This is a genomic window from Nonomuraea sp. NPDC059023 (assembly GCF_042740095.1).
Taxonomy (GTDB): Bacteria; Actinomycetota; Actinomycetes; order Streptosporangiales; family Streptosporangiaceae; genus Nonomuraea.
On record NZ_JBHYIO010000001.1, the window covers coordinates 533,252 to 558,142 of the forward strand.

The window sequence follows — 24,891 nt, forward strand, 5'->3', positions numbered from 1 at the left end:
GAAGGGATCCTCATGGCCGACATCCCCCGACGCCGATTCCTCGGCGGAGCCGTTGCCGCAGGGCTCGCCGGAGCCCTGCTTCCCGCGACCGCGGCCGAGGCCGGCACCCCCTCGATCGCCGCAGACGGCATCACGCTCGCCGCCGCTGCCGACGGCACGATCACCGTCAAGGACGGCGCCGGCGTCGAACGGATCCGGCTCACCGGATTCATGGCGAAGGACTCCGTCACCGGCATCCAGCGAACCACCGGCGGGACCCCGTCGCTCGTCACGCTCCCGGACGGCGCCCAGGCCATCCAGGTCGACTACACCCTTCCCGCCGCGGCGCAGGGGATCACCGTCCGCGGCGTCTTCCGCGTCGCGCCGAACCGGGCGCGGTTGCGCTGGGAGGTCGCGGGCCCGGCCACGCTCATCCCGGCCGGCTTCATGCTCGGCCGTACGGTCATCGCCCCCACCGAGGCCGAGTCCTTCACGGCGCTCACCCGATGGAACCGCGACGCCGGGGGCGGCGTGCCCTACGAGACCAACGCCGGGGTCGTCTACCAGGAGACCTGGGCCGGCACCCGCGGCTACTTCCGGCTCGGCGGCACCACCCCGGCCTGGACCAACGCCACCTGGATCCACGCGCCGGGCACCGCGGCGGCCGGCGGGGCGGTGACGGAGGCCGATCTGGTGCTCGGTTCGATCCGGCCGGCGGCGGGCGGCACCATGGGCGCGGGACTGCCGCTGGGCGTGGAGGTCTGGACCGACCAGCCCTTCAGCCTCTGGGACGGCGGCGGCCGGCCCATGGCCTTGCACGCGGAGGTGGCCAACGGGGGCGGCGCCGCGCGTACCGTGAAGTTGTCGTGGTGGGCCCGTGACTTCGACGGCCGGACGCTCGGCTCGGGCAGCGTGACCGGCACCGTCGCGGCCGGATCGGCGTGGCAGCAGACGTTCACCGTCACCTCCCCGTCGCACGGGATCGTGTTCACCGAGGTGAAGGCCACCGCCGGCGCCGACAGCGCGTTCGCCCGCACCAACCTCACCGTCCTGCCGCCGCACACCTACCGGGCGGGCGCCGACAGCATGTTCGGCATCGCCAACTACCCCTGGCTGCTCAAGCCCGACGCCGCCGCGGTCGTGGGCCTGATGCGGCGGATCGGCATCAAGCGGGTGCGCATCTCCTACGACGGCGGACCCGGCCTGCCGCCCGCCACCCTGGACGCCGCGGGGATCGAGCACAACATCGAGCTCGCGGGCATCCCGCTCGGCGGCACCCCCGCCCAGGTCGCCGCCTGGGCCGACACCAACACCCAGAAGGCGATCGGCTCGCGGGCCGACTACTTCGAGGTCGCCAACGAGGTGAACAAGCCGTGGATGAGCGGGGAGACCGCCGCCGCGTACGTGCGGGACGGCTTACGCCCGGTCCGCGAGCGCCTGACCGCCGCCGGAGCTCCGACCAAGGTGCTCAACGCGGGCCTGGCCGGCATGGACTACGTCTGGACCAAGAACTTCCGCGACGCCGGCGGCTGGGACCTCATCGACGGCTTCGCCTTCCACCCCGGCCGGGGCAACTTCACCCCCGACTACGCGCCGCCGCCGGAGGAGTGGACGCAGGGGAACAACGGCTCGTACTGGAACTTCCTCGGAAGCCTGCGCAAGGCCCGTGAAGTGATCACCGACTACGGCGACAAGGAGCTGTGGCTGACCGAGGCCTACGCCTGCACCAAGCCGAACAGCTGGTGGCACGACACCTACCGGCAGGCCGCCGAGAACATCCTGCTCAGCCTCGCGCTGGCCATGGCCGAGGGGGTGAGCTGCGTGAACTGGTACCAGCTACACGACAGCGTCCTCGGCAAGCCGCAGATGGCCGACCCGGCCAACCCCGAGTACCACTACGGGCTCATGAACCGCGACACCAGCGCCAAGCCCTCGATGCTCGCCTACGCCACCGCGGCCAAGGTCCTGGACCAGGCGACGTTCACCCGCCGGCTGACCTTCGCCGACCCCGACCTCAAGGGGCTCCTGTTCGCCACCCCGGAGGGGCCGGTCTCGATCCTGTGGAGCCGCAAGGACGGCTACCTGCTCAACACCGACCACGAGCCCGGTTCGGGGTGGTTCGCCGCGCCGGAACCGTGGGTCGACGGGTGGCCGACCAAGACCGACGTGCACGTGACCGCGGCCGGCGGCCCCGTCCGGGTGCTGGACTGCATCGGCAGGGAACGACGGCTCACCCCGTGCGACGGCAAGGTCAAGATCCGGCTGGACGGCGCGCCCCGCGTCTACTACGGCCTGACCGAACACATCGATGCTCGTTAGAACACGCCTGGCCCCTGGGACCCCGGGAAGCGCCCGGGTGGGTGACGCACCAGAGCGCCGGATTCCATCGCGACCCAGATCAGGCCGTCGGGCCCGGCCGTGAGGCCGTGGGGTTCGGCGCCCTCCAGGGGATACTCCTCGATCTCGCCCTCGGTCGTGATACGGCCCAGCGTGCCGGATCCCCACTGCGTGAACCAGAGCGCACCGTCCCGGCCGGTCACGATGGCGTGCGGCCGGGCGGCGCGGTCGGGGAGCGGGAACTCGGTGATCGTGCCGGAGGTGCCGATCCGGCCCACCTGGCCGGCGCCGATCTCCACGAACCACAACGCCCCGTCCGGACCGGCGCAGATGCCCACCGGGGCGGCGTCCGCCGTGGGCAGCGCGTACCGGGTCGCCTCGCCGTCCACGGTGATGCGGCCGATCGCGTTGCCCTGGTTGAGGGTGAACCAGAGCGCGCCGTCCGGCCCGGTCACGATCATCGACGGCATCGCGCCTTCGGTCGCGAGCGGGTAGCGGGTGATCTCGCCGGTCGGGGTGATGCGGCCGATCTGGTCGCCCTGCAGCTGCGTGAACCACATGGCCCCGTCGGGGCCCGCGGTGATGCCGTACGGCGAGGCCGTCTCGAAGGCGGTGATCGTGCCGTCCACGGTGATCCGCCCGATCCGGTCGCCGGTGAACTCGGTGAACCACAGCGCGCCGTCGACGCCCGTGGTGATCACCGTGGGGCGGCCGTCGGCGGGGTCCAGCCGGAAGATCGCGGGGTCCTCGCCCGGCGTGACCCGGCCGATCCGGCCCTCATGGACCAGCGTGAACCACAGGGCGTCATCGGGGCCGGTGGTGACGCCGTAGGGAGAACCGTCGATCAACATGGGTGGCCTTCCTGAAGGGAGATCTCGGTGCCGGTGAAGCGGCGTCGCAGTGCCCGGTCGTGGGTGACCACCACGAGCGCTCCGCCGTAGCCGTCGAGCGCCTGTTCGAGCTCCTCGACGAGGGTGAGGGAAAGGTGGTTGGTGGGCTCGTCGAGCAGCAGGATCTCCGGCGCGGCCGCCAGCGCGCAGGCCAGCCCCAGCCGCGCCTGCTCGCCGCCGGACAGGCTCGACAGCACGCGTGAACGCTCGATCCGCGCCAGGCCGAGCCCGTGGATCGCCTTGTCGACGCGGGCGTCGGCCTCGTAGCCGCCTCTGGCCTCGAAGGCGGTGAGTAGGTCGCCGTACCTGTCCATCTCCTGCGTCTGCGCGGCCTCCTGCATGCCGTGTTCCAGGGCGCGCAGCTCGGCGAGGGCGGCGTCGATGGCCTGCTGGACGGTGTGGTGGCCCGGCAGGTCGAGGGTCTGGCCCAGGTAACCGACGCCACCGGCCGCCGACACCGTCACCTCGCCGTCGTCCGGCGTCTCCACCCCGGCGATCAGCCGGAGCAGCGTGGACTTGCCGGAACCGTTCTCGCCCACGATCCCCATCCGCTCGCCGGGGCGGACGCTGAAGGTGATCTGGTGGAGGACGCGGCGTTCGCCGTACGCCTTCGAGACTCCCTTGAGGGTGAGCTGTGTGGTCAGAGTGGCACTCCAATCGCAACTTGTGTAGCGTTAAGATAGCATGGCTCGGTCGGCTAATGCAACTGGAGTAGACTTTGACGACGACACGTCCCGGGGGTCGCAGTGCTCGCGTACGCGATGCCGTACGGCAGGCCACGCTCACCGAACTGGCAGAACACGGCTATACCGGGCTGACGGTGGAGAACGTGGCGCTGCGGTCGGGCGTTCACAAGACGACCGTGTACCGCCGGTGGGGAAACGCCGAAGGGCTGATCGCGGACGCGCTGGAGCTCGCGCGGGGGGAGCCGTGGCCGGTGCCCGACACCGGCTCGCTCCGGGAGGATCTGCGGGAGATCGCCCGGCTGGTGCGCAGCGGGTTCGCCGACCCGGTGGCCGGGCCGATCGCCGCCGCGTTCGTGGCGGCGGCCGTGCAGAGCGGCGGCGCCGCGCGGTCGCTGCACGACTTTTTCGTGGCCCGCCACGAACAGGCGGCCAAGGTGGTCGAACGAGCCGTCGAGCGCGGCGAGCTGCCACCGGGCACCGACGCCGCCGACGTGGTCAGGATGGCCGTCGCCCCCATCTACTACCGGCTGTTCGTCACCCACGAGCCGGTCACCGAACGCGACGCCGAACGCGCGGCCGACGCCGCCGCCACGGCCGCCCGCGAGGGCGTCATCTAGCCGCGTCTCCAGGGGCGGGCCGCCGTCAGAGGACGCCGGTCGCTGAGCGGATGGCCAGGCCGGCGCCCAGGAGGACGACCATCGCGGCGGTGCCCACCGGGGCCAGGCCGGACAGGCGGGCTGCGATGCGATGACCGGTCGCGGCGCGGCGTTCGAGGCGGTCGGCCAGCTTGACCAGGAGCAGGCCGGTGACGGTGAGGGTGGCCGCCATGCCCAGGCCGTAGGCGGCGACGAGCGCGATGCCGAACCAGGTACGGCCCAGCCCGATCGCCCCCAGCAGCACGATCAGCGCCGACGGACTCGGCACCAGCCCACCGGCCACCCCCAGCCCCACCAACCCCCGCCTCCGATACCCCCGCCCGTGCCCGCCCCCATCGGGGCCGGAATGCTCGCCACCGTGCCTGGCCACATCGGCGTCGCCATGCTCGCCGCGCGTGGCCACGAGAGTGCCGACGCTGTGCCTCTGGCCAGGCTCACCCTCGTGTTCCTGCCCCGATGCGCCCGTGTGCCCATGGCCGTGACCATGTCCATGGCCGTGACCATGCCCGTGTCCGTGGCCGTGACCGTGGCCGTGGGTGGGGTTTCGGGAGGTGAGGAGTTTGATGCCGATGGCGGCGATGAGCACCCCGCTGGCCACGCCGAGCCACGACAGCACCGACTCCCCGGCCAAAGCGGTGAACACGCTCAGCAACAACCCCACCACCAGGACGGCTGCCGTGTGGGTGGCCGTCACCGTGGCGCCCACCACGAGCGCGTCGCGCGGGCGGCCCCTGCGACCGGCCAGGTAGGCGGCCATGATGGTCTTGCCGTGCCCGGGGATCAGCGCGTGCCCAGCGCCGAGCAGTACCGCCAGTAACACCGCGAGCAGCCCGAGCGGCAGGGTGAGGCCGTCGGCGCCGATCAGATCGGTGAAGGTCCGGTCCACGAAGGCGAGCGCCTCCCCGATGGGCCCGCCGATCGCGGGCGCCGCGAGCCCGCCGCTGGTACCCGGCCCACCGGGGCTCGGCTTGCCGATCGTGGGGGAGGAGCCGGGGGTGGCGGTGAAGGTGGCGGTGGTCTGGTTCAGGGGGTTGGACAGGAGGTCGTCCGGGTAACGGCGGAGTTCGTCGCTCACGCTGGCCGTGCCGACGGTCGAGCCGGAGAGCCGGACGCCGTCCCCCACGGCGGTGATCTCCCGCCAGCCGATCCTTTCCTGCTGATAAAGGTCCTCAAAGGTGACGCCGCCGGAAATGTCGCCAGGGTTGGCCGTCAGCTCACACGTCAACCGGCTGGTTCGCAACCCACCCTGCCCGGGAGTGAACGCGAAGGCCGCGGAGGTGACCCGCCACGGCACCGCCGTACCGTCGATGACCAGGCGTTGTGCCCGAGCCAGCGCGGCACACTCCGCGGCGGCCGACACCCCGTCGCCCGCCTGCAGCGTGGGCAGTTCGGCCAGGTCCACCACGGCGGTGTTCTCGACCCGATCGGGAAGAACCCGCAGCCCGTTGTGGTGGTTGACGGTGAAGTTGCCCAGCGGATGGGCCAGGAGGGCGCCGGACAGCACCAGCGACGCGATCATGCTCACGAGAACCTCGCAAGGGCGGGCAGGGACGGGTCGAAGGCCGGGTTCAGGCGCTTGGCCGGGATGGAGGAGGGGCGGCGGCCGAGGGCGCGTTCGATCTCGGCGCGGTGGTGGTACAGGATCGCGTTGCGCCACCCGCCCGCCGTCGCCTTCTCCGCGTACGGCAGCGCCTCCCGCGACCGCCCCGCCCGGTGCAGCGCCCAGGCCAGCGCGTCGGCGGCGACCGGGTTGCGGTTGTCGGCGTACTCGGCGCGGGCGAGGCGGACGGCGGCGGCGGGCGAGCCGTGGTAGGCCTCGAACTCCGCCCAGGTCAGGGCGTCGCGCACGCCGGCATCCTCGTAGAGGCGCCGCTGGGCCTTCAGGAGCGTCCAGTCGGCGGGCAGCCCGGCCTTGATGCGCGTCTCGCCCTGTTCGAGCAGGTATTGGGGCAGGGGCAGCCGGTTCACGACCGTCTGGTAGAGATCCAGCGCCTCGGGGAGGCGGCCGGAGAGCGCGGCGACCCGGGCGCGCCCGGCCATCGCGGGCACGTAGGCGGGCATGGCCTCCTGCGCCCGCGTGTACCAGCGCTCGGCCTCCCGCAGCGCGCCGGAACGCAGTGACAGCTCGCCCAGGTAGTAGCGGGTGAAGGCGAGGTCAGCCGGCAGGTACGCGTCCTCGTGCGCGAGCCGCATCAACGCGGTCGCCGCGGCGGTGTCACCGCGCAACTCGGCCGCATACGAGGCGCGGGTGAACGACGGCACCCCGGGGCGCAGGGCGAGCATCCTGTCGACGGCGCGCTGGGCGCCGGGCAGGTCGCCGAGCTGGGTGCGGGCGTCGGCCAGGATGCCGTGGGCGGTCGAGCTGTAGGCGTTGACGGAGATGGCCTGCTCGGCCAGCCGTACCGCCTGCTTGAACTCGTGGCGGCCGGCGGCGAGGGCCGCGCGGCCGGTCAGGACGGCGTCGTCGCGCGGCGCGAGCGCGGCGGCCTTGGCCAGCGCGCCCTCGGCCCTGGGGTAATGGGCGGGGTCGCCGGTGATCCTGGCCTGTTCGATCTGCTCCATGCCGAGCTGGGCCCAGGAGCGGTAGTCGCCGGGCAGCCGGGCCAGGCGCGCCTGCAGCGTCTCGGTGAACACGGCGGGCTGTTCGGCCGAGGGCGCCGGCGGCGCGAGCACCGCGTAAGCGGTCAGCGCCAGGGCTCCGGCCAGGGCGAGCGCGACGATCCAGCGCATGGCGTATGGCTCCGTTCAAGGGGTGGAGATGACCGGCCGGCCGCGAGGGGGTGCGGCCGGCCGGTCGGACGGCGGGCGTTCGGGAGTGTCGCCCGCCGGGGGGACCGGTCGCTCCCGGAGAGGAGGAGCGGCCGGGTGGTGGCTTATCGCTGGTTCACCGCGACATTGCTGGGCAGCGGGATGTACGGGAACGTGGCGCCGAACGTCTTGTCGTTCTGGTCGACCTTGTCGGTCAGCGCCGGGATGAGCTTGCCCGTCACCGCCGCGCCGGCCACGGCCTGGAGTTCGATGTCGACGACGTCGTCGCTGAGCCGCCGGCCGTTCGGGAAGCCCTGGAGGTCACCGGCGAGCACGCCGAGCCGGTTCGGGTCCTTCGTGGGCGGGATCGACATGTTGAGCCGCATCATCTCGGCGGGACGCAGCTTGCCAGCGTCCTTGTTGAGCGACTGCGAGTTCAGGTCGGCCATGATCGGGCCGTTGCCCTTGGCGATGCCGGTCAGGAAGATCTGGACCAGGTCGTTGCGCGGCGTGGCCGGGGCCTTGATGCCGTAGATGGACTCGAGGAGCCTGGCCAGTTCGGGGTCGGTGACCCGCTTGACCACGGCCGGGACGTCGGCGTCCTTCTCCGGGGGCAGGGCGTTGAACGCGTCCTTCAGCCCGGCGGGCACCACGAGCTCGTTGACCAGCGGCTCGCCCAGGCGCGAGACCTGCTTGTAGCCGTTGGGGCCCCACTTGTCGGTGGTGGACCACACGCCGATGACCGGGTTGCGCTTGGCGTCGGCCTTGAGCGCCAGGTCCTTGGCCGCGACCTGCAGGCCCAGTGTGTGGACGTTGTAGCCCTTGAGCGTGTCCTGGCCGACCTCGGACAGGTTGCCGCCGTACAGCAGGTCGAAGACGCGCAGGTCGAGGAAGAAGGCCTCGTCGGACTGCCCGGCGAAGGTCTTGCCGCCGGGGATGTTGGTGATCGCCTGCGAGCGCAGCGTGCCGTAGTCGGGCATCGAGGCGGGCCCGACGTTGCTGGGGGCGACGACGCCGTTGGCGACGAGGGTGCTGGTGCCGCTCTCGGTGATCCGCTTGAGCGTGTAGCGCTGGCGGAAGAGCAGGTTCTGGTCGTTCAGCGAGGTGACGGGCCCGTTGTTGTACAGGAACGTGGTGTTTCCGCGCTTGTCCTCGTCGCGGAAGGTCCACTGGTAGGTGATGTCGGGCTTGGCGTCGCCGTCGTTGTCGATCTTGATGTTGTAACGGGACTTGGTGTCGAAGAAGTAGAAGTTGGGGCCGCCCTGGGGCTCCTCGAACGGGATCCAGTTGGCGAGCAGGGTGACGGTGTCGGGCTTGTCGGGGCTGACGAACGCGTAGACGTCGGTGTTGTCGTTACGCGGGTCGCCCGAGATCGCCGGTGCCTCGCGGTGCGAGGAAGCCGTGCCGGTGTCGGTACGGAGCAGGGCGAACGAGGAGGCGGTCAGCGCCGCCGCAACGCCCAGTCCGACAAGGGCGCGCCGGTTGATCCGGAGCTCCATGTTCGGTCCTTTCAGTCATGGTCCTGGCTGAGGTTCCGGCCGGGTTCCTCGACGCCCTATTCGCGCGACTCCTCCTCGGGGATGAGAAGTCAATCAAAGTTGACATACTTAGGTCGTCAATTTAGGTTGACGGGTACGGATTGCGCCGTTCGTTCGTTGGAGCTATCGGAAATACCGGAAAGGGGAACTATGGACGAGGACGCAGGGGGCAAGGCGCCGTTCAAGGTGCTGATCGGGTACCTCAGGCCGCATCGGGGGATCCTGGTGCTGGGCGGCGTACTCAGCCTGATCGGCTCGATCGCGGGCCTGGCCATGCCGCTGCTGGCCAAGTACGTGGTCGACGCGTTCGGCGCCAAGCAGTCCATGGCCGCGCCGCTGATCGGGCTCACGATCGCGGTGCTGGTAGGCGCGGTCGTCTCGGCCGGGGGCAGCTACCTGATGGAGCGCACCGGTGAGGGCATCGTCCTCGGGGCACGGCGCAAGCTCGTCGACCGCCTGCTCAGGCTGCGCGTGGCCGACGTGGACCGGCTCAAGCCCGGCGACCTGCTGTCGCGGGTGACCGGCGACACGACGCTGCTGCGCTCGGTGCTGACCAACGGCATCGTCGACTCCATCGGCTCCGTCTTCATGCTCGTCGGCGCGATCGTCATGATGGCCGCGATGGACGGCATCCTGCTGCTGGTGACGCTGCTGGTCATCGTCGTCATCGGCGGGCTTGTGGCGCTGGTCATGCCGAAGATCCAGAAGGCCCAGCACCAGGCGCAGGAGGCCGTGGGTGAGATGGGCGCGGTGCTCGACCGGGCACTGCAGGCGTACCGCACGGTCAAGGCGAGCGGCGCGGAGGAGCGCGAGGTCGAGGTCGTCGGCGAGGCGGCGGTACGCGCCCGCGACCGCGGCCTGCAAGTGGCGGGCTGGACCTCGCTGGCCGGAGTCGCCACCTGGATGGCGGTCCAGATCGCGTTCCTGTGCGTGCTGGCGGTCGGCGGTGCCCGGGTGGCCTCGGGCACGCTGGAGGTCTCGGCGCTGATCGCGTTCCTGCTCTACCTCTTCTACCTGGTGGCGCCGATCGGCCAGCTCGTCGAGGGCGCGGTGCAACTGCAGAACGGCCTGGCCGCGCTGAAGCGCATCCGCGAGATCGAGGACCTGCCGGCCGAGCCCGCCTCGGCCCCCACGGTCCGCGAGGGCGCGCCGGTCGGCGTGACCTTCGAGGACGTCACCTTCCAGTACGGCGAGGACCGCGAACAGGTGCACCACGGCGTCACCTTCGAAGTGCCGCCCGGCGGCCTGACCGCGCTCGTGGGCCCGTCGGGAGCGGGCAAGTCGACGGTCTTCGCGCTGCTGGAGCGCTTCTACGACCACCAGGGCGGGACGATCACCGTCGGCGGCAGGGAGATCCGCGACTGGCCGCTCGGCGACCTGCGCGCCACGCTCGGCTACGTGGAGCAGGACGCGCCCGTGCTGGCCGGGACGCTGCGGGAGAACCTGCTGTTCGCCGCCGAGGACGCCACCGACGACGACCTGTGGCGGGCGGTGCGGCGTACGCGCCTCGACGACCTGGTCTCCCGGCTGCCGGAGGGGCTGGAGACGCCGGTCGGGCACCGGGGCGTCCTGCTGTCGGGCGGTGAGCGGCAGCGGGTGGCCATCGCCCGCGCGCTGCTGCGCAAGCCCCGGCTGCTGCTGCTCGACGAGGCCACCTCACAACTGGACGCGGTCAACGAGCTGCGCCTGCGCGAGGTCATCGCCGAGGTGGCCAGGGAGACGACCGTGCTGGTCATCGCCCACCGGCTGTCGACCGTCACCAACGCCGACCGCATCGTGGTCATGGAGGCGGGCACGGTGCGGGCCATGGGCACGCACGACGAGCTGGTGGGCGCCGACGAGCTCTACCGCGAGCTGGCCGCGACCCAGTTCCTGGTGAGCTAGTCCGTTATTGGTACGTTTGTCCGTTATGCGAGTAAAGAGATTGGCAATGACCGCCCTGCTGCTGGCCGGTTCGGCCGCCGTCCTCGGGTCCGCCCCGGCTCAGGCCGCGACCGGTCAGTGCGCGGGCAACCGCATCGAGCACCTCGCGGTCAAGACCTCAGGCGGCACGACCAAGGGCCACCTGAACATCTATTACAACCCCTCCAGCGGCTACAACTGCGCCCGCCTGGACTCCTACGGCAGCCACTGGGGCCGTACCAAGCAGATGTCGGTCACCCTGCACACCTGCAAGAACAAGACCTCCGACTACTTCTCCTGCAAGTCCATCCAGATCGCCAACGACGACGGCCATTACGCCAAGTACGCCGGTCCGGTGAAGGTGTACGGCAAGGGCCGCTGCATCGCCGCCTCCGCGGTGATCGACGCCGGGCGGAACGAGGCCGTCAAGGTGACTCCCAGCTATCACTGCTGACCTGTACTCTTCGAGTGACATAGGTGAATATGTTCATTCAGTGTCACTCAGAGGAGAGCTTCATGAGCCGGGTCGTGCGCGCGCCCAGAGGTACCACGCTGACCGCCAAAGGATGGCCGCAAGAGGCGGCGCTCCGGATGCTCCAGAACAACCTGGACCCGGAGGTCGCCGAACACCCCGAGCAACTGGTCGTCTACGGCGGTTCCGGGAAGGCCGCACGCGACTGGCCCTCGTTCGACGCGATGGTCCGCACGCTGACCACGCTTGAGGGCGACGAGACGCTGCTGGTGCAGTCGGGCCGCCCGGTCGGCGTGTTCCGCACGCACGAGTGGGCGCCCCGCGTCCTCATCGCCAACTCCAACCTGGTGCCCGACTGGGCCAACTGGGAGGAGTTCCGCAGGCTGGAGGCCGCCGGCCTCACCATGTACGGCCAGATGACCGCCGGATCCTGGATCTACATCGGCACCCAGGGCATCCTCCAGGGCACCTACGAGACGTTCGCCGCCGTGGCCGCCAAGCGTTTCGGCGGCACGCTCGCCGGGACGATCACGCTCACCGCCGGGCTCGGCGGCATGGGCGGCGCCCAGCCCCTCGCGGTCACCATGAACGGCGGCGTGGCCATCTGCGTCGACTGCGACCCGCGCAGCGTCTCCCGGCGCATCGAGCACCGCTACCTCGACGTCGAGGCGTCCTCCCTGGACGAGGCGCTGCGCCTGGCCTACCAGGCCCGCGACGAGCGCCGCCCGCTGTCCATCGGCGTCGTCGCCAACGCCGCCGACGCCCTGCCCGACCTGCTGGCCCGCGGCGCCGAGATCGACATCGTCACCGACCAGACCTCGGCGCACGACCCGCTGATGTACCTGCCGCAGGGGATCGCCTTCGAGGACATGTCGGCGGCCCGCGAGAAGGACCCCGCGGGGTTCACGCAGAAGGCCCGCGAGTCCATGGCCAAGCACGTCGAGGCCATGGTCGGCTTCAAGGACGCCGGCGCCGAGGTCTTCGACTACGGCAACTCCATCCGCGGCGAGGCCCAGCTCGCCGGCTACTCCCGCGCCTTCGACTTCCCCGGCTTCGTGCCCGCCTACATCCGGCCGCTGTTCTGCGAGGGCAAGGGCCCGTTCCGCTGGGCGGCGCTGTCCGGCTCGCCCGAGGACATCCACAAGACCGACCAGGCCATCCTGGAACTCTTCCCCGAGAACGAGCAGCTCGCCCGCTGGATCCGCAAGGCCGGGGAGAAGGTCCACTTCCAGGGCCTGCCCGCGCGCATCTGCTGGCTCGGGTACGGCGAGCGGAACCTGGCCGGCGAACGCTTCAACGACATGGTGGCCAGCGGGGAGCTCCAGGCGCCCATCGTCATCGGGCGCGACCACCTCGACAGCGGTTCGGTGGCCTCGCCGTACCGGGAGACCGAGGCCATGGCCGACGGCTCGGACGCCATCGCCGACTGGCCGCTGCTCAACGCCATGCTCAACACCGCCTCCGGCGCCGCGTGGGTCTCGATCCACCACGGCGGCGGCGTCGGCATCGGCCGCTCCATCCACTCCGGCCAGGTGACCGTGGCCGACGGCACCGCGCTGGCCAGGGAGAAGGTCAGCCGCGTGCTCACCAACGACCCGGGCACCGGCGTGATGCGGCACGTCGACGCGGGCTACGAGGAGGCGGCCGCGGTCGCCGACGAGCGCGGCGTCCGCATCCCGATGCGCGAGTCGTAAATCTCCCCATGCGAGAGTCTCGTCTCTTGGTGCGGGGGTCTCGTCGCTTGATGTGCGGGTCTCTTATCCGTTACGGCTCCGCCGCACCACCGCCTCCCGCCGCCGTGGGTCGCGCCCGATCGTCGGGCGCTTCTCACGCCGGACGTGGCGCCCGCCGCCACAAGGCCCGCCTGACCGGCCAAGTGGTGCCCACATTTCGGGATACGCGGGATGGGATCGCATGAGTGACGGCGTTGGAGGTGGCGTGACGCATTCCGGGCTTGAGGCGCTGCTCGACGGGCGGCGCCTGTCGCCTGTGCAGCGCCGGATCGCGCATTACCTGTCCGAGCACCTCGATGACGCGATCTTCCTGTCCAGCGTCGAACTGGCCGAGCGGTCCGGGGTCAGCCAGCCGTCGGTCACCAGGTTCGCGATGGTTCTGGGTTTCGCCGGATACCCCGAGCTCAAGCAGGCCCTGCGGCCGCTCGTGCTGGGCGGGCCGCCGCGCCCCGCCGAGGACACGCTGATCCGCACCGCCCTCGACGACGAGATCCGCAACCTGTCGGCCGTGCGCGAGCGGCTGAGCGCTCTGCCGATCAAGGAGCTGGGCGAGGCGCTGGCCGCGACCGAGCCGCTGCCGGTGCTGGGGCTGCGGGTGTCGTCGGGCCTCGCCACCACGTTCGGCTACTACGCCCGCCGCATCCATCCCGACGTGCGGCTGCTGGTCCACGGCGGTTCCGAGTTGATCGACGGGCTGCACGCGGCGCGCCGCGCGGGCGCGGGGTGGGTGCTGGCGGTCGTGCTGCCCAGGTATCCGGCGGAAGCCGTACAGGCTCTGGAATATGCCGAGAAGGCGGGGCTGCGGACGGCGGTCATCACCGACCGGCCGGACTTTCCCGCCGAGGTCGTGCTCGACGCCCCGGTCGGCGACCGGCTCGTCTTCGACTCCCACGCCGCGCCGCTCGCGCTGGCCATGGCCCTGGTCGAGGCCATGGCCGACGCGGCGCCGCTGCGCACCCAGGCACGGCTGGAGGAGTACGAGAAGATGACCGAGGAGACCGGGACATTCGCCGAGTCGTGACTAGCCGGCTATGCGCCTGAGCGAGCGGACTGACCAGGTCACGGTCAGCAGCGCGAGACCGAGCATGATGGCGAAGGCCAGCGGCACGTTGACGTCGCCGAAGTTCCCGGCGAACAGCGCGCGGCCCGCCTCGACCGGATGGTAGAAGGGCGTGAACCAGGCGACCTTCTCCAGCCAGCCCGGCCCGAAGGCCATCGGCAGCAGCGCGCCCGACAGCAGCATCAGCGGCAGCGCGAAGAACTGCATGATCTGTCCCATGGCGTTCTCGTCGCGCAGGCTCAGGGCAAGGCCGTAGGCCACGCCGGAGGAGAACAGCCCGGTGAGCGCCAGCAGCAGCACCATGAGCAGCAGACCGGTGGGGCCGACCCGCATGCCCATGATCACGGCCACCACCATGACGATGACCGACTGGATCACCAGCACGACCACGTCGCGCAGCATCCGGCCCAGGACGATCGCCGGACGCCGGGTCGGGCTGACCGCGATGCGCTCCAGGACGCCGCTGCGCATCTCGTAGATCGTGCCGTACGCGACGCCCATCGAGCCGAACAGCGCGGTGATCACCAGCATGCCGGGGGCGAAGCTGGTCAGTGCCTGCCCGAGATCACCGGCGAACCCCATGCCGGCGAACAGCGGGGCGAAGAGCAGCAGGTACATGACCGGCTGCATGATGCCGAACAACGGCCAGATCGGGTTGCGCAGCGTGTTCTTGACCTCGTAGGCGAAGAAGAGCGAGGTGTCGCGGATCATACGGCGGCTCCCGTGTCCCTGAGCGAGCGTCCGGTCTTGGCGAGGAAGACGTCGTCGAGCGTCGAGCGGTCCAGCGCGATCGAGCGCAGCTCCAGCCGCTCCTCTTCGAGCCGCCTGAGCAGGGCGGGCAGCATGTGCTCGCCGTCGTCGAGGTAGACGCGCAGCACGTCCTCGTCCACGCGGGCGGCGCGGGCCAGCGGGCCCAGGGCCTCGGCCGCGCGGTCGAGCTCGTCCAGGCGCAGGGTGACCACGTCGCCGGAGACCTCGCGCTTGAGATCGGACGGGGTGCCCTCGGCCACGACCACGCCGTGGTCCACGATCGCCAGCCGGTCGCACAGGGCGTCGGCCTCGTCGAGGTAGTGGGTGCTGAGCAGCACGCTGGTGCCCATCTCGCGTAGCTCGCGGATGCGGTCCCAGAGGTTGGCGCGGTTCTGCGGGTCCAGGCCGGTGGTGGGCTCGTCGAGGAAGAGCAGCGGGGGCGCGTGCACCAGCCCGAGCGCGATCGCCACCCGCCGCTTCTGGCCTCCCGACAGGGTACGGCCCGGCCGGTCGGCCAGTTCCAGCAGGTCGAACCGGCGCAGCACGTCCTCGGCCGCCCGGCCGGGGTCGGCCACGCCGTAGATCTTGGCCGCGAAGACGATCTGCGCGCGCGGGCTGTTGCCCTCCTCCACGCCGCCGGCCTGGGAGACGTAGCCGAGGTTGCGCCGTACCCCCGCGGGGTCCTTGAGCAGGTCGTGACCGGCGACGACGGCCTGGCCGGCGTCGGGGACGATCAACGTGGCGAGCATTCTGATCGTGGTCGTCTTCCCCGCCCCGTTGGGGCCGAGCACGCCGAAGATCTCGCCCTTCTTCACCGCGAGGTCCACGCCCTTGACGGCCTCGACCGTCTGGACGCCCTTTCTGCTCTTCGTGGTGAAGGTCTTCCTTAAGTCCGTAGCTTGAATGATCATTGTTCTCCTCAGGGAAGCTCGTCGGCTTCCACCTTTTTCACGGCTTCCTCGCACCAGGCGAGCTGGGCCTTGAGCATGCCGATGTTGAGCTTGAGGTTCTCGTCGATGTGCCGGGGCGCGCCCGCGCCCCGCTTGGTGCCCAGGGCCCGCTCGGTCATCGCGATCGCCATCGTGAGCTGCTCTTTCCTGCCGCGCAGGGCGCCGAGCAGCTCGGGCTTGCTGAGCCGGTCCATGAACGTCATCGCGACCTGGAACGGGTCCACGATGGGCTTGATCTCGCTCCAGAACGACATGAGCAGATGGAAGAACTGGTAGCGGCCGTCGTCGCTGAGCGCGTAGACGGTCTTGCCGCCCTTGCCGCTCTCGACGACGTCCAGCAGGCCCTCGTCGGCCATCTTCGACAGCCCGTGGTAGATCGACCCGTAGGCCACGTTGGCCCAGAAGTCGGCGCCCATCATCTCCAGCTGCCTTCTGACCTGGTAGCCGTTGAGCGGGCCGTCGAGCAGGGTGCCGAGGATGAGTACACGCGTCGAAGACATGCTCAAGTTTGAGTTCAAATTTGAGTGCGTGTCAAGGGTGGCTAGGGTGACGGGCATGAGTGAACGACCGATCGCGCTGGTGACGGGGGCTTCTCGCGGGGTGGGCGCGGCCGTCGCGCGGGCCTTGGCGCCGACCCACCGACTGATCCTCGGCGGACGCGACGAGAAGGCCCTGGCCGAGGTGGCCGCGGACCTTCCCGGCGCCCGGGTGTGGCCGGTGGAACTGACCGGCCTGCGGGCCGCGGACCTGCCGGACGTCGAGCGCCTGGACGTGCTCGTGCACAGCGCGGGCGTGGCGGAGCTGTCCCGCATCGCCGAGACCCCGGCGAGCGTCTGGCGCGACACCTATGAGATCAACGTGGTGGCCGTCGCCGAGCTGACCCGCCTGTTGCTGCCCGCCCTGCGCGCCGCCGAAGGCCACGTCGTGTGCGTCAACTCCGGCGCCGGTCAGCGGGCCAACCCCGGCTGGGCCTCCTACGCCGCCAGCAAGTTCGCGCTGCGCGCCTTCGCCGACGCCCTGCGCCAGGAGGAGCCCGCGCTCCGCGTCACCAGCCTCTATCCCGGCCGGGTGGCCACCGACATGCAGCGCTCGGTCCGCGAGCAGGAGGGCGGCGCGTTCGAGCCGGACAAGTACCTGGCCGCGGAGACCGTGGCCGGGGCGGTTCTCGGCGCCGTCGCCGCGGGCGCCGACGCCCACCTGACCGATCTCATTCTCCGTCCCCGGAGCGGCCCTGTCCTATGAATGGATTCATTCACTAGAGTGACCCCATGCTTGGAGAACTTGCGCACATCGGGCGGGATCCCGCGACCAACGGCTATGTCCGGGACGCCTGGTCGGCCGCGGACCTGGAGCTGCGGGAATGGTTCGCCGGGGAGGCGGGCCGGCGCGGCCTCGATCTGCGCGAGGACCGCAACGGCAACCTCTGGGCGTGGTGGGGCGACCCGTCGGTGACGCCGGGCGTGGTCACGGGCAGCCACCTCGACTCGGTACGGCAGGGCGGCGCCTACGACGGCCCCCTCGGAGTCGTGTCGGCCTTCCAGGCGCTCGACCTGGTCAAGGAGCGGGGATTCCAGCCGGGCCGGCCACTTGGCATCGCCTGCTTCACCGACGAGGAGGGCGCCAGGTTCGGGGTGCCGTGCATGGGCTCGCGCCTGCTGACCGGCGTCCTCGATCCCGACCGGGCCAGGGGGCTGGCCGACGACGACGGGCGCACACTGGCCGAGGTGCTGGCCGCGGCGGGGCGCAAGCCGTACGGGCTGGGGAAGGACGAGGAGACGCTCGGGCACGTCGGCGTCTTCGTCGAGCTGCACGTCGAGCAGGGCAGAGGGCTGGTCGACCGCGGCCGGGCGGTCGGTGTGGCCAGCGCGATCTGGCCGCACGGACGCTGGCGCTTCGACTTCCGCGGCCAGGCCAACCACGCGGGCACCACGCGCCTGGAGGATCGCGACGACCCGATGCTCGCCTACGCCGCCAAGGTGCTGGCCGCCCGTGAGGCGGCGCGCCGCTACGGCGTGGTCGCGACGTTCGGGAAGGTGCGCGTCTCGCCCAACAACGCCAACGCCATCCCGGGGCAGGTCTCGGCGTGGCTGGACGCCAGGGGCGCCTGGGAGCGCGCGGTACGGGCGCTGGTGGCGGAACTGAGCGCGGGCGAGCAGGTCAGCGAGGAGTCCTGGACGCCGGTGGTCGACTTCGACGAGACCCTGCGTGCGCGCGTCGCCGCCGCGGCCGGAGACGTACCGGTCCTGGCGACCGGGGCCGGGCACGACGCGGGCATCCTCGCCTCGGCCGGGGTGCCGTCGGCGATGCTGTTCGTGCGCAACCCGACCGGCATCTCCCACTCGCCCGCCGAGCACGCCGAGGAGGCCGACTGCGCGGCCGGCGTCGAGGCGCTCGCCCATGTCCTGGAGGACCTGTGCCGCTGACCTACTGGTGCGAGCAGGCGTGGCTGCCCACCGGCGCGGCCGAGAGCGTGATCGTCGAGGTTTCCGGCGAGCGCATCGCCGCCGTCACCCAGGGCCCGCCGCCGCCCGGCGCGCGGCGGCTGCCGGGGATCACGGTGCCGGGGCTGGCCAACGCCCACTCCCACGCCTTCCACCGGGCGCTGCGCGCCGCCACCCAGACCGGCAGGGGCGACTTCTGGACCTGGCGCGACCAGATGTACGAGATCGCCGCCCGGCTCGACCCCGACTCCTACCTGACCCTCGCGCGCGCCGTCTACTCCGAGATGGCGATGGCCGGGATCACCTGCGTCGGCGAGTTCCACTACCTGCACCACGCCCCCGGCGGGCGCCCGTACGCCGACCCCAACGCGATGGGACACGCGCTCGTGCGGGCCGCTCGCGAGGCCGGGCTGCGCATCACGCTGCTCGACACCTGCTACCTGACCGGCGGCATCGGCACGCCGCTGGCCGGCGCGCAGGTCCGCTTCGGCGACGGCGACGCCGAGCGGTGGGCCCGGCGGGCCGAGGACCTGGCCGCGCACTACGCCGGTCAGCCCGACGTGGTGGCCGGGGCCGCGATCCACTCGGTACGCGCGGTGCCGCCCGAGCAGATGCCGCTGGTCGCGGAGTTCGCCCACCGGCACGCCGCGCCGCTGCACGCCCACGTCTCCGAGCAGCGGGCCGAGAACGCCGCCTGCGTCGAGAGGTACGCGGCCACGCCGGTGCAGGTCCTGCACGAACACGGCGCGCTGGGCCCGCGCTCGACCGCCGTGCACGCCACCCACCTCACCGGCGCCGACGTCGAACTGCTCGGCGGCTCGCGCACGCACGTCTGCATGTGCCCGACCACCGAACGCGACCTGGCCGACGGCATCGGCCCGGCCAGGACGCTCTTCGACAAGGGCGCGCCGATCACCCTCGGCTCCGACAGCCACGCGGTGATCGACCTGTTCGAGGAGGCGCGGGCGGTCGAACTCGACGAGCGCCTGGCCAGCGAGAAGCGCGGCCACTGGCGCGCCGCAGAACTGCTGACGGCCGCGACGGCCGCCGGCCACGCCTCGCTGGGCTTCCCGGACGCGGGGGTGCTGGCCGAGGGCGCGTGGGCCGACCTCGTCACGGTCCGCCTCGATTCCGTCCGTACGGCCGGCGCCACGGGAGCCGAAGCGGTGGTCTTCGCCGCGACGGCCGCGGACGTGCTCTCGGTGGTCTCCTCGGGCCGCCAGATCGTGGCCGACGGCCACCACATTTCCGGAAATGTCGGTCAGATGTTGGCCGAGGCGATAGGAGCCCTGCGGTGAGCGCGAAACTGATCGACGGCATCGGCCTCCTCTACACGGGCGACCCCGCCCGCGAGGAGATCGCGGACGCCGCCATGGTCGTCGAGGACGGCCGCGTCGTCTGGACCGGGCCCGCGGCCGAGGCGCCGGTGGCCGACGAGCGCGAGGACGCCGCCGGGCGCTGCGTCATCCCCGGCTTCGTGGACAGCCACGCCCACCTGGTCTTCGCCGGTGACCGTACCGCCGAGTTCGACGCGCGCATGTCCGGCCAGCCGTACACGGCCGGGGGCATCCGCACCACCGTCGCCGCCACGCGCGCCGCCAGTGACGCCGAACTGGCCACGCACGCCGCCGCGCTCCTCGCCGAGATGCGCCGTCAGGGCACCACGACCGTCGAGATCAAGAGCGGCTACGGGCTCAGCGTCGAGGACGAGCGGCGCTCGCTGGAGATCGCCTCCGGGCTCGTCGACGAGACCACCTACCTGGGCGCGCACGTGGTGCCCGCCGGGGTGGACGCCGACGACTACGTGCGGCTCGTGGCGGGGGAGATGCTGGCGGCCTGCGCGCCGTACGCGAAATGGGTGGACGTCTTCTGCGAGCGCGGCGCGTTCGACGGCGACCAGACGCGGGAGATCCTCACCGCGGGCATCAAGGCCGGGCTGCTGCCCAGAGTCCACGCCAACCAGCTCACCGAGGGGCCCGGCGTGCGGATCGCCGTCGAGCTCGGGGCGGCCTCCGCCGACCACTGCACGCATCTGTCGGACGCGGACGTGGACGCGCTGGCCTCGTCCGGGACCGTGGCCACGCTGCTGCCGGGGGCGGACTTCTCGACGCGCTCGCCGTACCCGGACGCGCGGCGGCTCATCGACGCCGGGGCCACCGTGGCCATCGCGACCGACTGCAACCCCGGCTCGTCGTTCACCTCGTCGATGCCGTTCTGCGTCGCGCTGGCCGTACGGGAGATGAGGATGACGCCACTGGAAGCCATCAGGGCGGCCACGTACGGCGGCGCCCGCGCGCTCCGGCGAGAGGACGTCGGCGTGCTGCGTCCGGGGTCGCGCGCGGACTACGTGACCCTCGACGCACCCTCGTATGTGCACCTCGCATACCGCCCGGGCGTACCCTTGGTAGCGGCCGTCTCCTCCTGAAGGAGGACAACCAGAACCATCCCAGCGGCGTACCTGTTTAGGGAATCTTTGCTTCGGACCACACGTTGGCCGGGTATAGAACGCAGCTGCGGGAACGAGGTGCCTGGGGATGGCAAGGCCTACGGGGAGTCGCACGCAGGAGGTCGCCGAACGCGACCTGCTCGGAACCTATCTGGCGGAGATAGGCCGGGTCCCGCTGCTCACCGCCGAGGAGGAGGTCGAGCTCGCCAAGCGGATCGAAGCGGGGCTTTTCGCCGAGCAACTCCTCGACAGCGGAGGCTCGGAGCCCCGCATCGGGGACGTCGCCGACGAGGAGCTCGAACGGCTGGCGATATCGGGACAGCGGGCGAAGGACGAGTTCATCCAGGCCAACCTCCGGCTGGTCGTGGCGGTTGCCCGGAAGTACTCCGGGCGGGGGATGCCGCTGATCGACCTGGTCCAGGAGGGGAACCTGGGACTGGTGCGAGCGGTGGAGAAGTTCGACTACCAGCGGGGGTACAAGTTCTCGACGTATGCCACGTGGTGGATCAGGCAGTCGGTGGGACGGGCCATTCACGAACAGGCTCGCCCCGTACGGCTGCCCACGCATGCCGGGGAGCAGATGACCCGGCTGATGCGGGTACGGCGCGACATGCTGGCCGAGTTCGACACCGAGCCCACTGATGACGACCTCGCTCAGGTGCTTGAACTGCCCATCGAGCGGGTTCGCGAACTGCGCCGGTGGGCGTCCGACCCCGTTTCCCTGCAGCTTGGCGTCGGTGACGAGGACGAGACCGAGCTCGGCGACATGATCGCGGACGAGACGTGGGCGGACCCGGAGCAGCAGGCGATCGAGATCCTTGAGCGTGAGCGGCTGGACCAGTGGCTGACCGACCTTGAGGGCGACACCTCCGAGATGCTGCGGTGGCGATACGGGCTGGTGGACGGGCGCGAGCACACGCTGACCGAGGTCGGCGAGCGCTACGGAATCGGACGAGACCGGGCCCGGCGGATCGAGCGGGACGCGCTGGCCCGGCTCCGCAAGATGGCTGCCGCCTAAAGGCAAGGTCATCGCCTTTGGCGCGCTTCGCGCTTTGGGGCTCAGGCTTTCTCCAGTCGAGCTGAAGCTCGACCCCTGTCGGGCCTCCACTTCGCTCCGGGCGCCCTGCTTTCTGGGCCCCACCCCTTGCCCGGCTAGGTGGCCTCCCAGCTCCTGCCACCCGCACTGCTTGGGGTGTGGGCCGGTTGGGTGTCCCCGGGCAAGGGGTTTTCGTTGCTCTGGGGCGGCGCCCGGCCTCTCGATGCCCGGAGGTTGAGCAAGATCTGGAGCCGTTTGGGTGCTCACATCTCAACCTGGTTGTCTCCGGGCGGATTGAGTACCGCCCATTGAACTTCCGGATCTCCGATGCCATGGGCCGCATCGGGCCCGTGCTGCCATCGCCCAAGCTATTCGGCGCACCGCTCGCCGGGTAGCCCCGGTGCATTGCTGCACCGGGGCCCCCTCAGAACCGTGCGGGCCACTCCTCGCGGCACACGGCTCAAGCAAGCCCCGAAGGGCCGGTTCAGGTTCGCTGTGCTGGGCTCCTGCGACGCCGGGCGAGATAGCTCCGGTGGCAGGAGGCGTGAACAAGGCGGGTCTGGTCACCGTCCGGTGACCCGGGCCGCCCGTGGTGCACGAGATAGTCGGCTGCTATCGCGCGCCGGGCGACATGCTGCCACCAGCGTGTCCATTGGTCGGGGGACTCGGGTGGCTGGTCGGCGGTCAGCAGGTGGTCTCCGCAGAGCGGGCAGCGCGCGTCTTGCCTGGTGAGCAGGTGCAACGTATACCGATCCAGCGGAGGCTTGACCCGCGTGCGCCGCCGGGCCCAATACTCAGCCAGGGCGGGGTCATCGGGAGATGCCCTGCCCAGGACGAGGGGATGCCGGACGATGTTGGTCCAGGCGAACTTGGGCAGGTAGGCACCCGTGTCCGGGTCGCCGAATACCCATCGATCGTTCCTGAACTTGTTGAACGTGCCGAAGTACCGGTCGACGATCCAGCGCGTCGGCTTGTTCGGGTGGTTGTAGGTGGCCCACTTGAAGGTGAGCTGCCAGACGTAGTGGTCCAGGGCGGCGAACGTCCTGGACGACACCACGCTGCGGTAGTAGGCGGACCAACCCCGCACGATAGAGTCGAGCCGGGCGATGACCGCCTTGGCGTTCGAGCCGCGCAGGCTGCGCGTCTCGGTCGCCAGCCGCAGCTTCAGCCGCTTAACCGCCGTGCTGCTCGGCCTGGTCAGTGTCTTGCCGTTGGGGTAGCGGCGGATGTGGAAGCCCAGGAACTCCACCCCTTCGCGGAGGTGGACGATGCGGGTCTTGTCCTCGTTGAAGACCAGACCCCTGGGCCCCAGCCACTTGGCAAGTCGTGCCTTGACCTGGTGCGCCTGCTGCTGGCTGTGGCAGAGCGCGATCATGTCGTCGGCGTATCTGACCACGATCGGGCAGCCCGCCACCGTTTCACCGGCCCGTGAGCCGGTGTGGTAGCGGACCCCGGCGGCCTCCTCCAGTCCGTGTAACGCGATGTTTAACAGGCACGGGGAGATCACGCCACCTTGGGGTGTGCCCTCGTCGGTGGGTGAGAATTCCTTGCCTGCCTCGAACACCCCGGCCTTCAGCCAATCTCGGATCAGGTCCCTGGCGGGGAAGGATCCGATGGCCTCCAGCAGCCGGGAGTGGTCGATGTGATCGAAGGCCGCCGCCAGGTCCGCGTCCAGCACCCAGAGCCGTTTCGCCAGTTTCCGGCTGGTGGCCTGGAAGATGGATTCGATCGCGTCCTGGCAGCTCCGGCCCGGCCTGAACCCATAGGATCGGGGCTCGAACCGGGCTTCCCACTCGGGTTCCAGCGCGTTGCGGACCCGTGCCTGGTGACACCGATCCATGATCACTGGGATGCCGAGCGGGCGCAGCTTCGCCGCGTTACCGGCTTTCGGAATGTGCACCCGCCTGACCGCGCGCGGGTTCCAGGACCCGATCGTGGCGTGCACGCGCATCGCCGTATCGGCCCTGGCCTCGGAGGTCAGCGCGACCTCCCCGTCGATGCCCGCGGTCTTGCGGCCAGCATTGCGCTGCGTCACCTGGCGCACGCTGATGAGCGTGTTGGCCCGGCTGCGCAGCATCAGCTTCTGCAGGTTTCTGGCCTCGGGCCAGTCCCCTTCCTGAACCGCCTTGAAGATTCGGCTCCGCAGCCGCCTTACCTGCTCCTCCTGGCTGCGCCAATCGATGCGTTCCCACCGATCGGCATCCATGTCCAGGGGCGGGCCCTCGGGTCCGTTCACCATACGGCGTCCAACTTGTCCCTCGGTGCCGGCGGATCCGGCGCGTGATCGTCAAAGGCTCACCTGCCCACGTCAGCTCCCTTTCGGGGCCGGGCACCAGGCCCGGTATCCGGCCGGTTATCCGAGACCATCCGCTGGAGGAGCGGCCTTGTCCGTCTCGGTTTCCCGCTGCCTTTCGGCCACCGGCATTCGCTTCTTGGGCATCCTGTTCCCGCCGGGGAGTTCAGCTCTCCTCACGGTCGGCCTACCACGCCTGACCATCCAGGCGCGGACCCCGACGGGGTTTCCATGTTCCGCACGCGCGAGACACGGCTGGGGCCGGGCGTCCTCTGTACCCCGGGGACGGCGGTGTTCTCACGGCCGAAAACCCTCTCCGACCGCCGCCTGCCGTCTCTCAACGGCTGGTCCCTGGCACTCCGGTCTAGCCTTCCGTCCCGGAGCGTTGACATGACGAGGCATCAGCGAGAATTCAGGATCATTCGCCCCTCCCAGCCTTCCTCTCGCCTGTGGCCACCGGACGGGCAGCGGCCCTTGGGCTTTCCCCTGAGCTCCGCACCCCGCAGTTACCCGCGACGCACGTCAGGGTGAGGACAGGTCTCGAACACTGACCTGGACTACGTTCCCGACATGATCGATCCTCCTTCAACGTAGTCACTCGCCACGTGCGACCTCATGTCGCAAGGGTAGATGTCACCGGAGGAAAACGCGCTGCTGGCCGAGATCGTCAAGCTGGAACGGGTCAAGGCGATCGGACTGCCGGAAGGGTTGTTCACGGGAGCGCCGGAAGCGCGCCGGAGCGGATCGCCGGCGGGGACGGCCCCCTGTTAGACGATCGCGGCGAGCCGCTCCGGCGTGCAGGCTGCAAGTGCGGCACGCGCCGCTCGGCTCGACCACGGTCTTCGGATAGGTGAAGCAGGCCGCCATCGCCTCGATGATCGCCGTACCGGAGACGGTGATCACCGCGTCCGGCAGCGCACGGTTGATCTCAAGCGGCAACACGGCGGGGCTGGTGTGGGTGAGGCCGTCGGTGA

The 24,891-nt window shown here is 70.8% G+C and carries 21 protein-coding genes; 11 read left to right on the forward strand and 10 right to left on the reverse strand.

Annotated features, from left to right (window positions below; genetic code table 11):
* Positions 1-12: 12 nt before the first annotated feature.
* The gene (locus ACFWYW_RS02460; protein WP_379609248.1) at positions 13-2,298 is read left to right on the forward strand and encodes a hypothetical protein; all 2,286 of its coding nucleotides are present in this window, start codon (positions 13-15) and stop codon (positions 2,296-2,298) included.
* On the opposite strand, the gene ACFWYW_RS02465 is transcribed toward ACFWYW_RS02460, so the two are convergent.
* Together ACFWYW_RS02465 and ACFWYW_RS02470 are read right to left on the reverse strand one after the other, a co-directional pair.
* A complete protein-coding gene (locus ACFWYW_RS02465; protein WP_379609249.1) occupies positions 2,295-3,167 on the reverse strand; it encodes a virginiamycin B lyase in 873 nt (290 codons plus the stop codon). The two genes, ACFWYW_RS02460 and ACFWYW_RS02465, sit on opposite strands and share 4 nt — an antisense overlap.
* A complete protein-coding gene (locus ACFWYW_RS02470; RefSeq protein WP_379609355.1) occupies positions 3,161-3,850 on the reverse strand; it encodes an ATP-binding cassette domain-containing protein in 690 nt (229 codons plus the stop codon). The genes ACFWYW_RS02465 and ACFWYW_RS02470 overlap by 7 nt, the downstream gene beginning before the upstream one ends.
* Before the next feature lie 74 nt (positions 3,851-3,924).
* On the opposite strand from ACFWYW_RS02470, the gene ACFWYW_RS02475 reads away from it, so the two are divergent.
* A complete protein-coding gene (locus tag ACFWYW_RS02475) occupies positions 3,925-4,509 on the forward strand; it encodes a TetR/AcrR family transcriptional regulator (RefSeq protein WP_379609250.1) in 585 nt (194 codons plus the stop codon).
* Between the two features lie 25 nt (positions 4,510-4,534).
* On the opposite strand, the gene ACFWYW_RS02480 is transcribed toward ACFWYW_RS02475, so the two are convergent.
* The 3 genes from ACFWYW_RS02480 to ACFWYW_RS02490 form a co-directional block, all read right to left on the reverse strand.
* Positions 4,535-6,067: a High-affinity nickel-transporter gene (locus ACFWYW_RS02480; RefSeq protein ID WP_379609356.1), complete on the reverse strand. Its 1,533-nt coding sequence runs from the start codon at positions 6,065-6,067 to the stop codon at positions 4,535-4,537.
* Positions 6,068-6,069: 2 nt separating this feature from the next.
* Positions 6,070-7,278: a tetratricopeptide repeat protein gene (locus ACFWYW_RS02485; RefSeq protein WP_379609251.1), complete on the reverse strand. Its 1,209-nt coding sequence runs from the start codon at positions 7,276-7,278 to the stop codon at positions 6,070-6,072.
* A gap of 143 nt (positions 7,279-7,421) precedes the next feature.
* The gene (locus ACFWYW_RS02490) at positions 7,422-8,795 is read right to left on the reverse strand and encodes a DUF4331 domain-containing protein (protein WP_379609252.1); all 1,374 of its coding nucleotides are present in this window, start codon (positions 8,793-8,795) and stop codon (positions 7,422-7,424) included.
* Between the two features lie 189 nt (positions 8,796-8,984).
* On the opposite strand from ACFWYW_RS02490, the gene ACFWYW_RS02495 reads away from it, so the two are divergent.
* The 4 genes from ACFWYW_RS02495 (at position 8,985) to ACFWYW_RS02510 (ending at position 13,962) form a co-directional block, all read left to right on the forward strand.
* Positions 8,985-10,718, forward strand: coding sequence for an ABC transporter ATP-binding protein (locus ACFWYW_RS02495; protein WP_379609253.1), 1,734 nt, complete (start codon positions 8,985-8,987; stop codon positions 10,716-10,718).
* A 46-nt stretch (positions 10,719-10,764) separates the two neighbouring features.
* Positions 10,765-11,190 (forward strand): hypothetical protein, encoded by a 426-nt coding sequence (locus ACFWYW_RS02500; RefSeq protein WP_379609254.1) that lies wholly within the window; start codon positions 10,765-10,767, stop codon positions 11,188-11,190.
* 62 nt (positions 11,191-11,252) lie between these two features.
* On the forward strand, positions 11,253-12,902 hold the full coding sequence (gene hutU, locus ACFWYW_RS02505) for a urocanate hydratase (RefSeq protein ID WP_379609255.1): 1,650 nt from the start codon (positions 11,253-11,255) through the stop codon (positions 12,900-12,902).
* Positions 12,903-13,146: 244 nt separating this feature from the next.
* On the forward strand, positions 13,147-13,962 hold the full coding sequence (locus ACFWYW_RS02510) for a MurR/RpiR family transcriptional regulator (RefSeq protein ID WP_379609256.1): 816 nt from the start codon (positions 13,147-13,149) through the stop codon (positions 13,960-13,962).
* Here the strand turns inward: ACFWYW_RS02510 and ACFWYW_RS02515 are convergent, their stop codons facing one another.
* From ACFWYW_RS02515 to ACFWYW_RS02525, 3 genes are read right to left on the reverse strand one after another with little or no spacing between them, the layout of a single operon-like run.
* Positions 13,963-14,712 (reverse strand): ABC transporter permease, encoded by a 750-nt coding sequence (locus ACFWYW_RS02515; protein ID WP_379609257.1) that lies wholly within the window; start codon positions 14,710-14,712, stop codon positions 13,963-13,965.
* Complete coding sequence (locus tag ACFWYW_RS02520; RefSeq protein WP_379609258.1) at positions 14,709-15,662, reverse strand: ATP-binding cassette domain-containing protein; 954 nt, start codon at positions 15,660-15,662, stop codon at positions 14,709-14,711. Before ACFWYW_RS02520 ends, ACFWYW_RS02515 begins: the two co-directional genes overlap by 4 nt.
* An 8-nt stretch (positions 15,663-15,670) precedes the next feature.
* A complete protein-coding gene (locus tag ACFWYW_RS02525; RefSeq protein WP_379609259.1) occupies positions 15,671-16,201 on the reverse strand; it encodes a PadR family transcriptional regulator in 531 nt (176 codons plus the stop codon).
* Positions 16,202-16,256: 55 nt separating this feature from the next.
* Here ACFWYW_RS02525 and ACFWYW_RS02530 point away from each other — a divergent pair, with 55 nt between their 5' ends.
* From ACFWYW_RS02530 to ACFWYW_RS02550, 5 genes are all read left to right on the forward strand, one after another.
* The gene (locus tag ACFWYW_RS02530; RefSeq protein ID WP_379609260.1) at positions 16,257-16,943 is read left to right on the forward strand and encodes an SDR family oxidoreductase; all 687 of its coding nucleotides are present in this window, start codon (positions 16,257-16,259) and stop codon (positions 16,941-16,943) included.
* A 26-nt stretch (positions 16,944-16,969) separates the two neighbouring features.
* Entirely contained in the window at positions 16,970-18,124 is a 1,155-nt protein-coding gene (locus ACFWYW_RS02535) for an allantoate amidohydrolase (RefSeq protein ID WP_379609261.1), read from the forward strand.
* A complete protein-coding gene (locus ACFWYW_RS02540) occupies positions 18,115-19,440 on the forward strand; it encodes a formimidoylglutamate deiminase (RefSeq protein WP_379609262.1) in 1,326 nt (441 codons plus the stop codon). The genes ACFWYW_RS02535 and ACFWYW_RS02540 overlap by 10 nt, the downstream gene beginning before the upstream one ends.
* Positions 19,437-20,567 carry an imidazolonepropionase gene (gene hutI, locus ACFWYW_RS02545; protein WP_379609263.1) on the forward strand — a complete coding sequence of 377 codons (1,131 nt, stop codon included), beginning with the start codon at positions 19,437-19,439 and terminating at the stop codon, positions 20,565-20,567. Before ACFWYW_RS02540 ends, hutI begins: the two co-directional genes overlap by 4 nt.
* Before the next feature lie 109 nt (positions 20,568-20,676).
* Positions 20,677-21,606, forward strand: a complete 930-nt coding sequence (locus tag ACFWYW_RS02550; protein ID WP_379609264.1) for an RNA polymerase sigma factor RpoD/SigA — start codon at positions 20,677-20,679, stop codon at positions 21,604-21,606.
* A 502-nt stretch (positions 21,607-22,108) separates the two neighbouring features.
* Here ACFWYW_RS02550 and ltrA read toward each other — a convergent pair.
* Positions 22,109-23,863, reverse strand: coding sequence for a group II intron reverse transcriptase/maturase (gene ltrA / locus ACFWYW_RS02555; RefSeq protein WP_379609265.1), 1,755 nt, complete (start codon positions 23,861-23,863; stop codon positions 22,109-22,111).
* A gap of 687 nt (positions 23,864-24,550) precedes the next feature.
* The gene (locus ACFWYW_RS02560) at positions 24,551-24,859 is read right to left on the reverse strand and encodes a hypothetical protein (RefSeq protein WP_379609266.1); all 309 of its coding nucleotides are present in this window, start codon (positions 24,857-24,859) and stop codon (positions 24,551-24,553) included.
* Positions 24,860-24,891 lie beyond the last annotated feature (32 nt).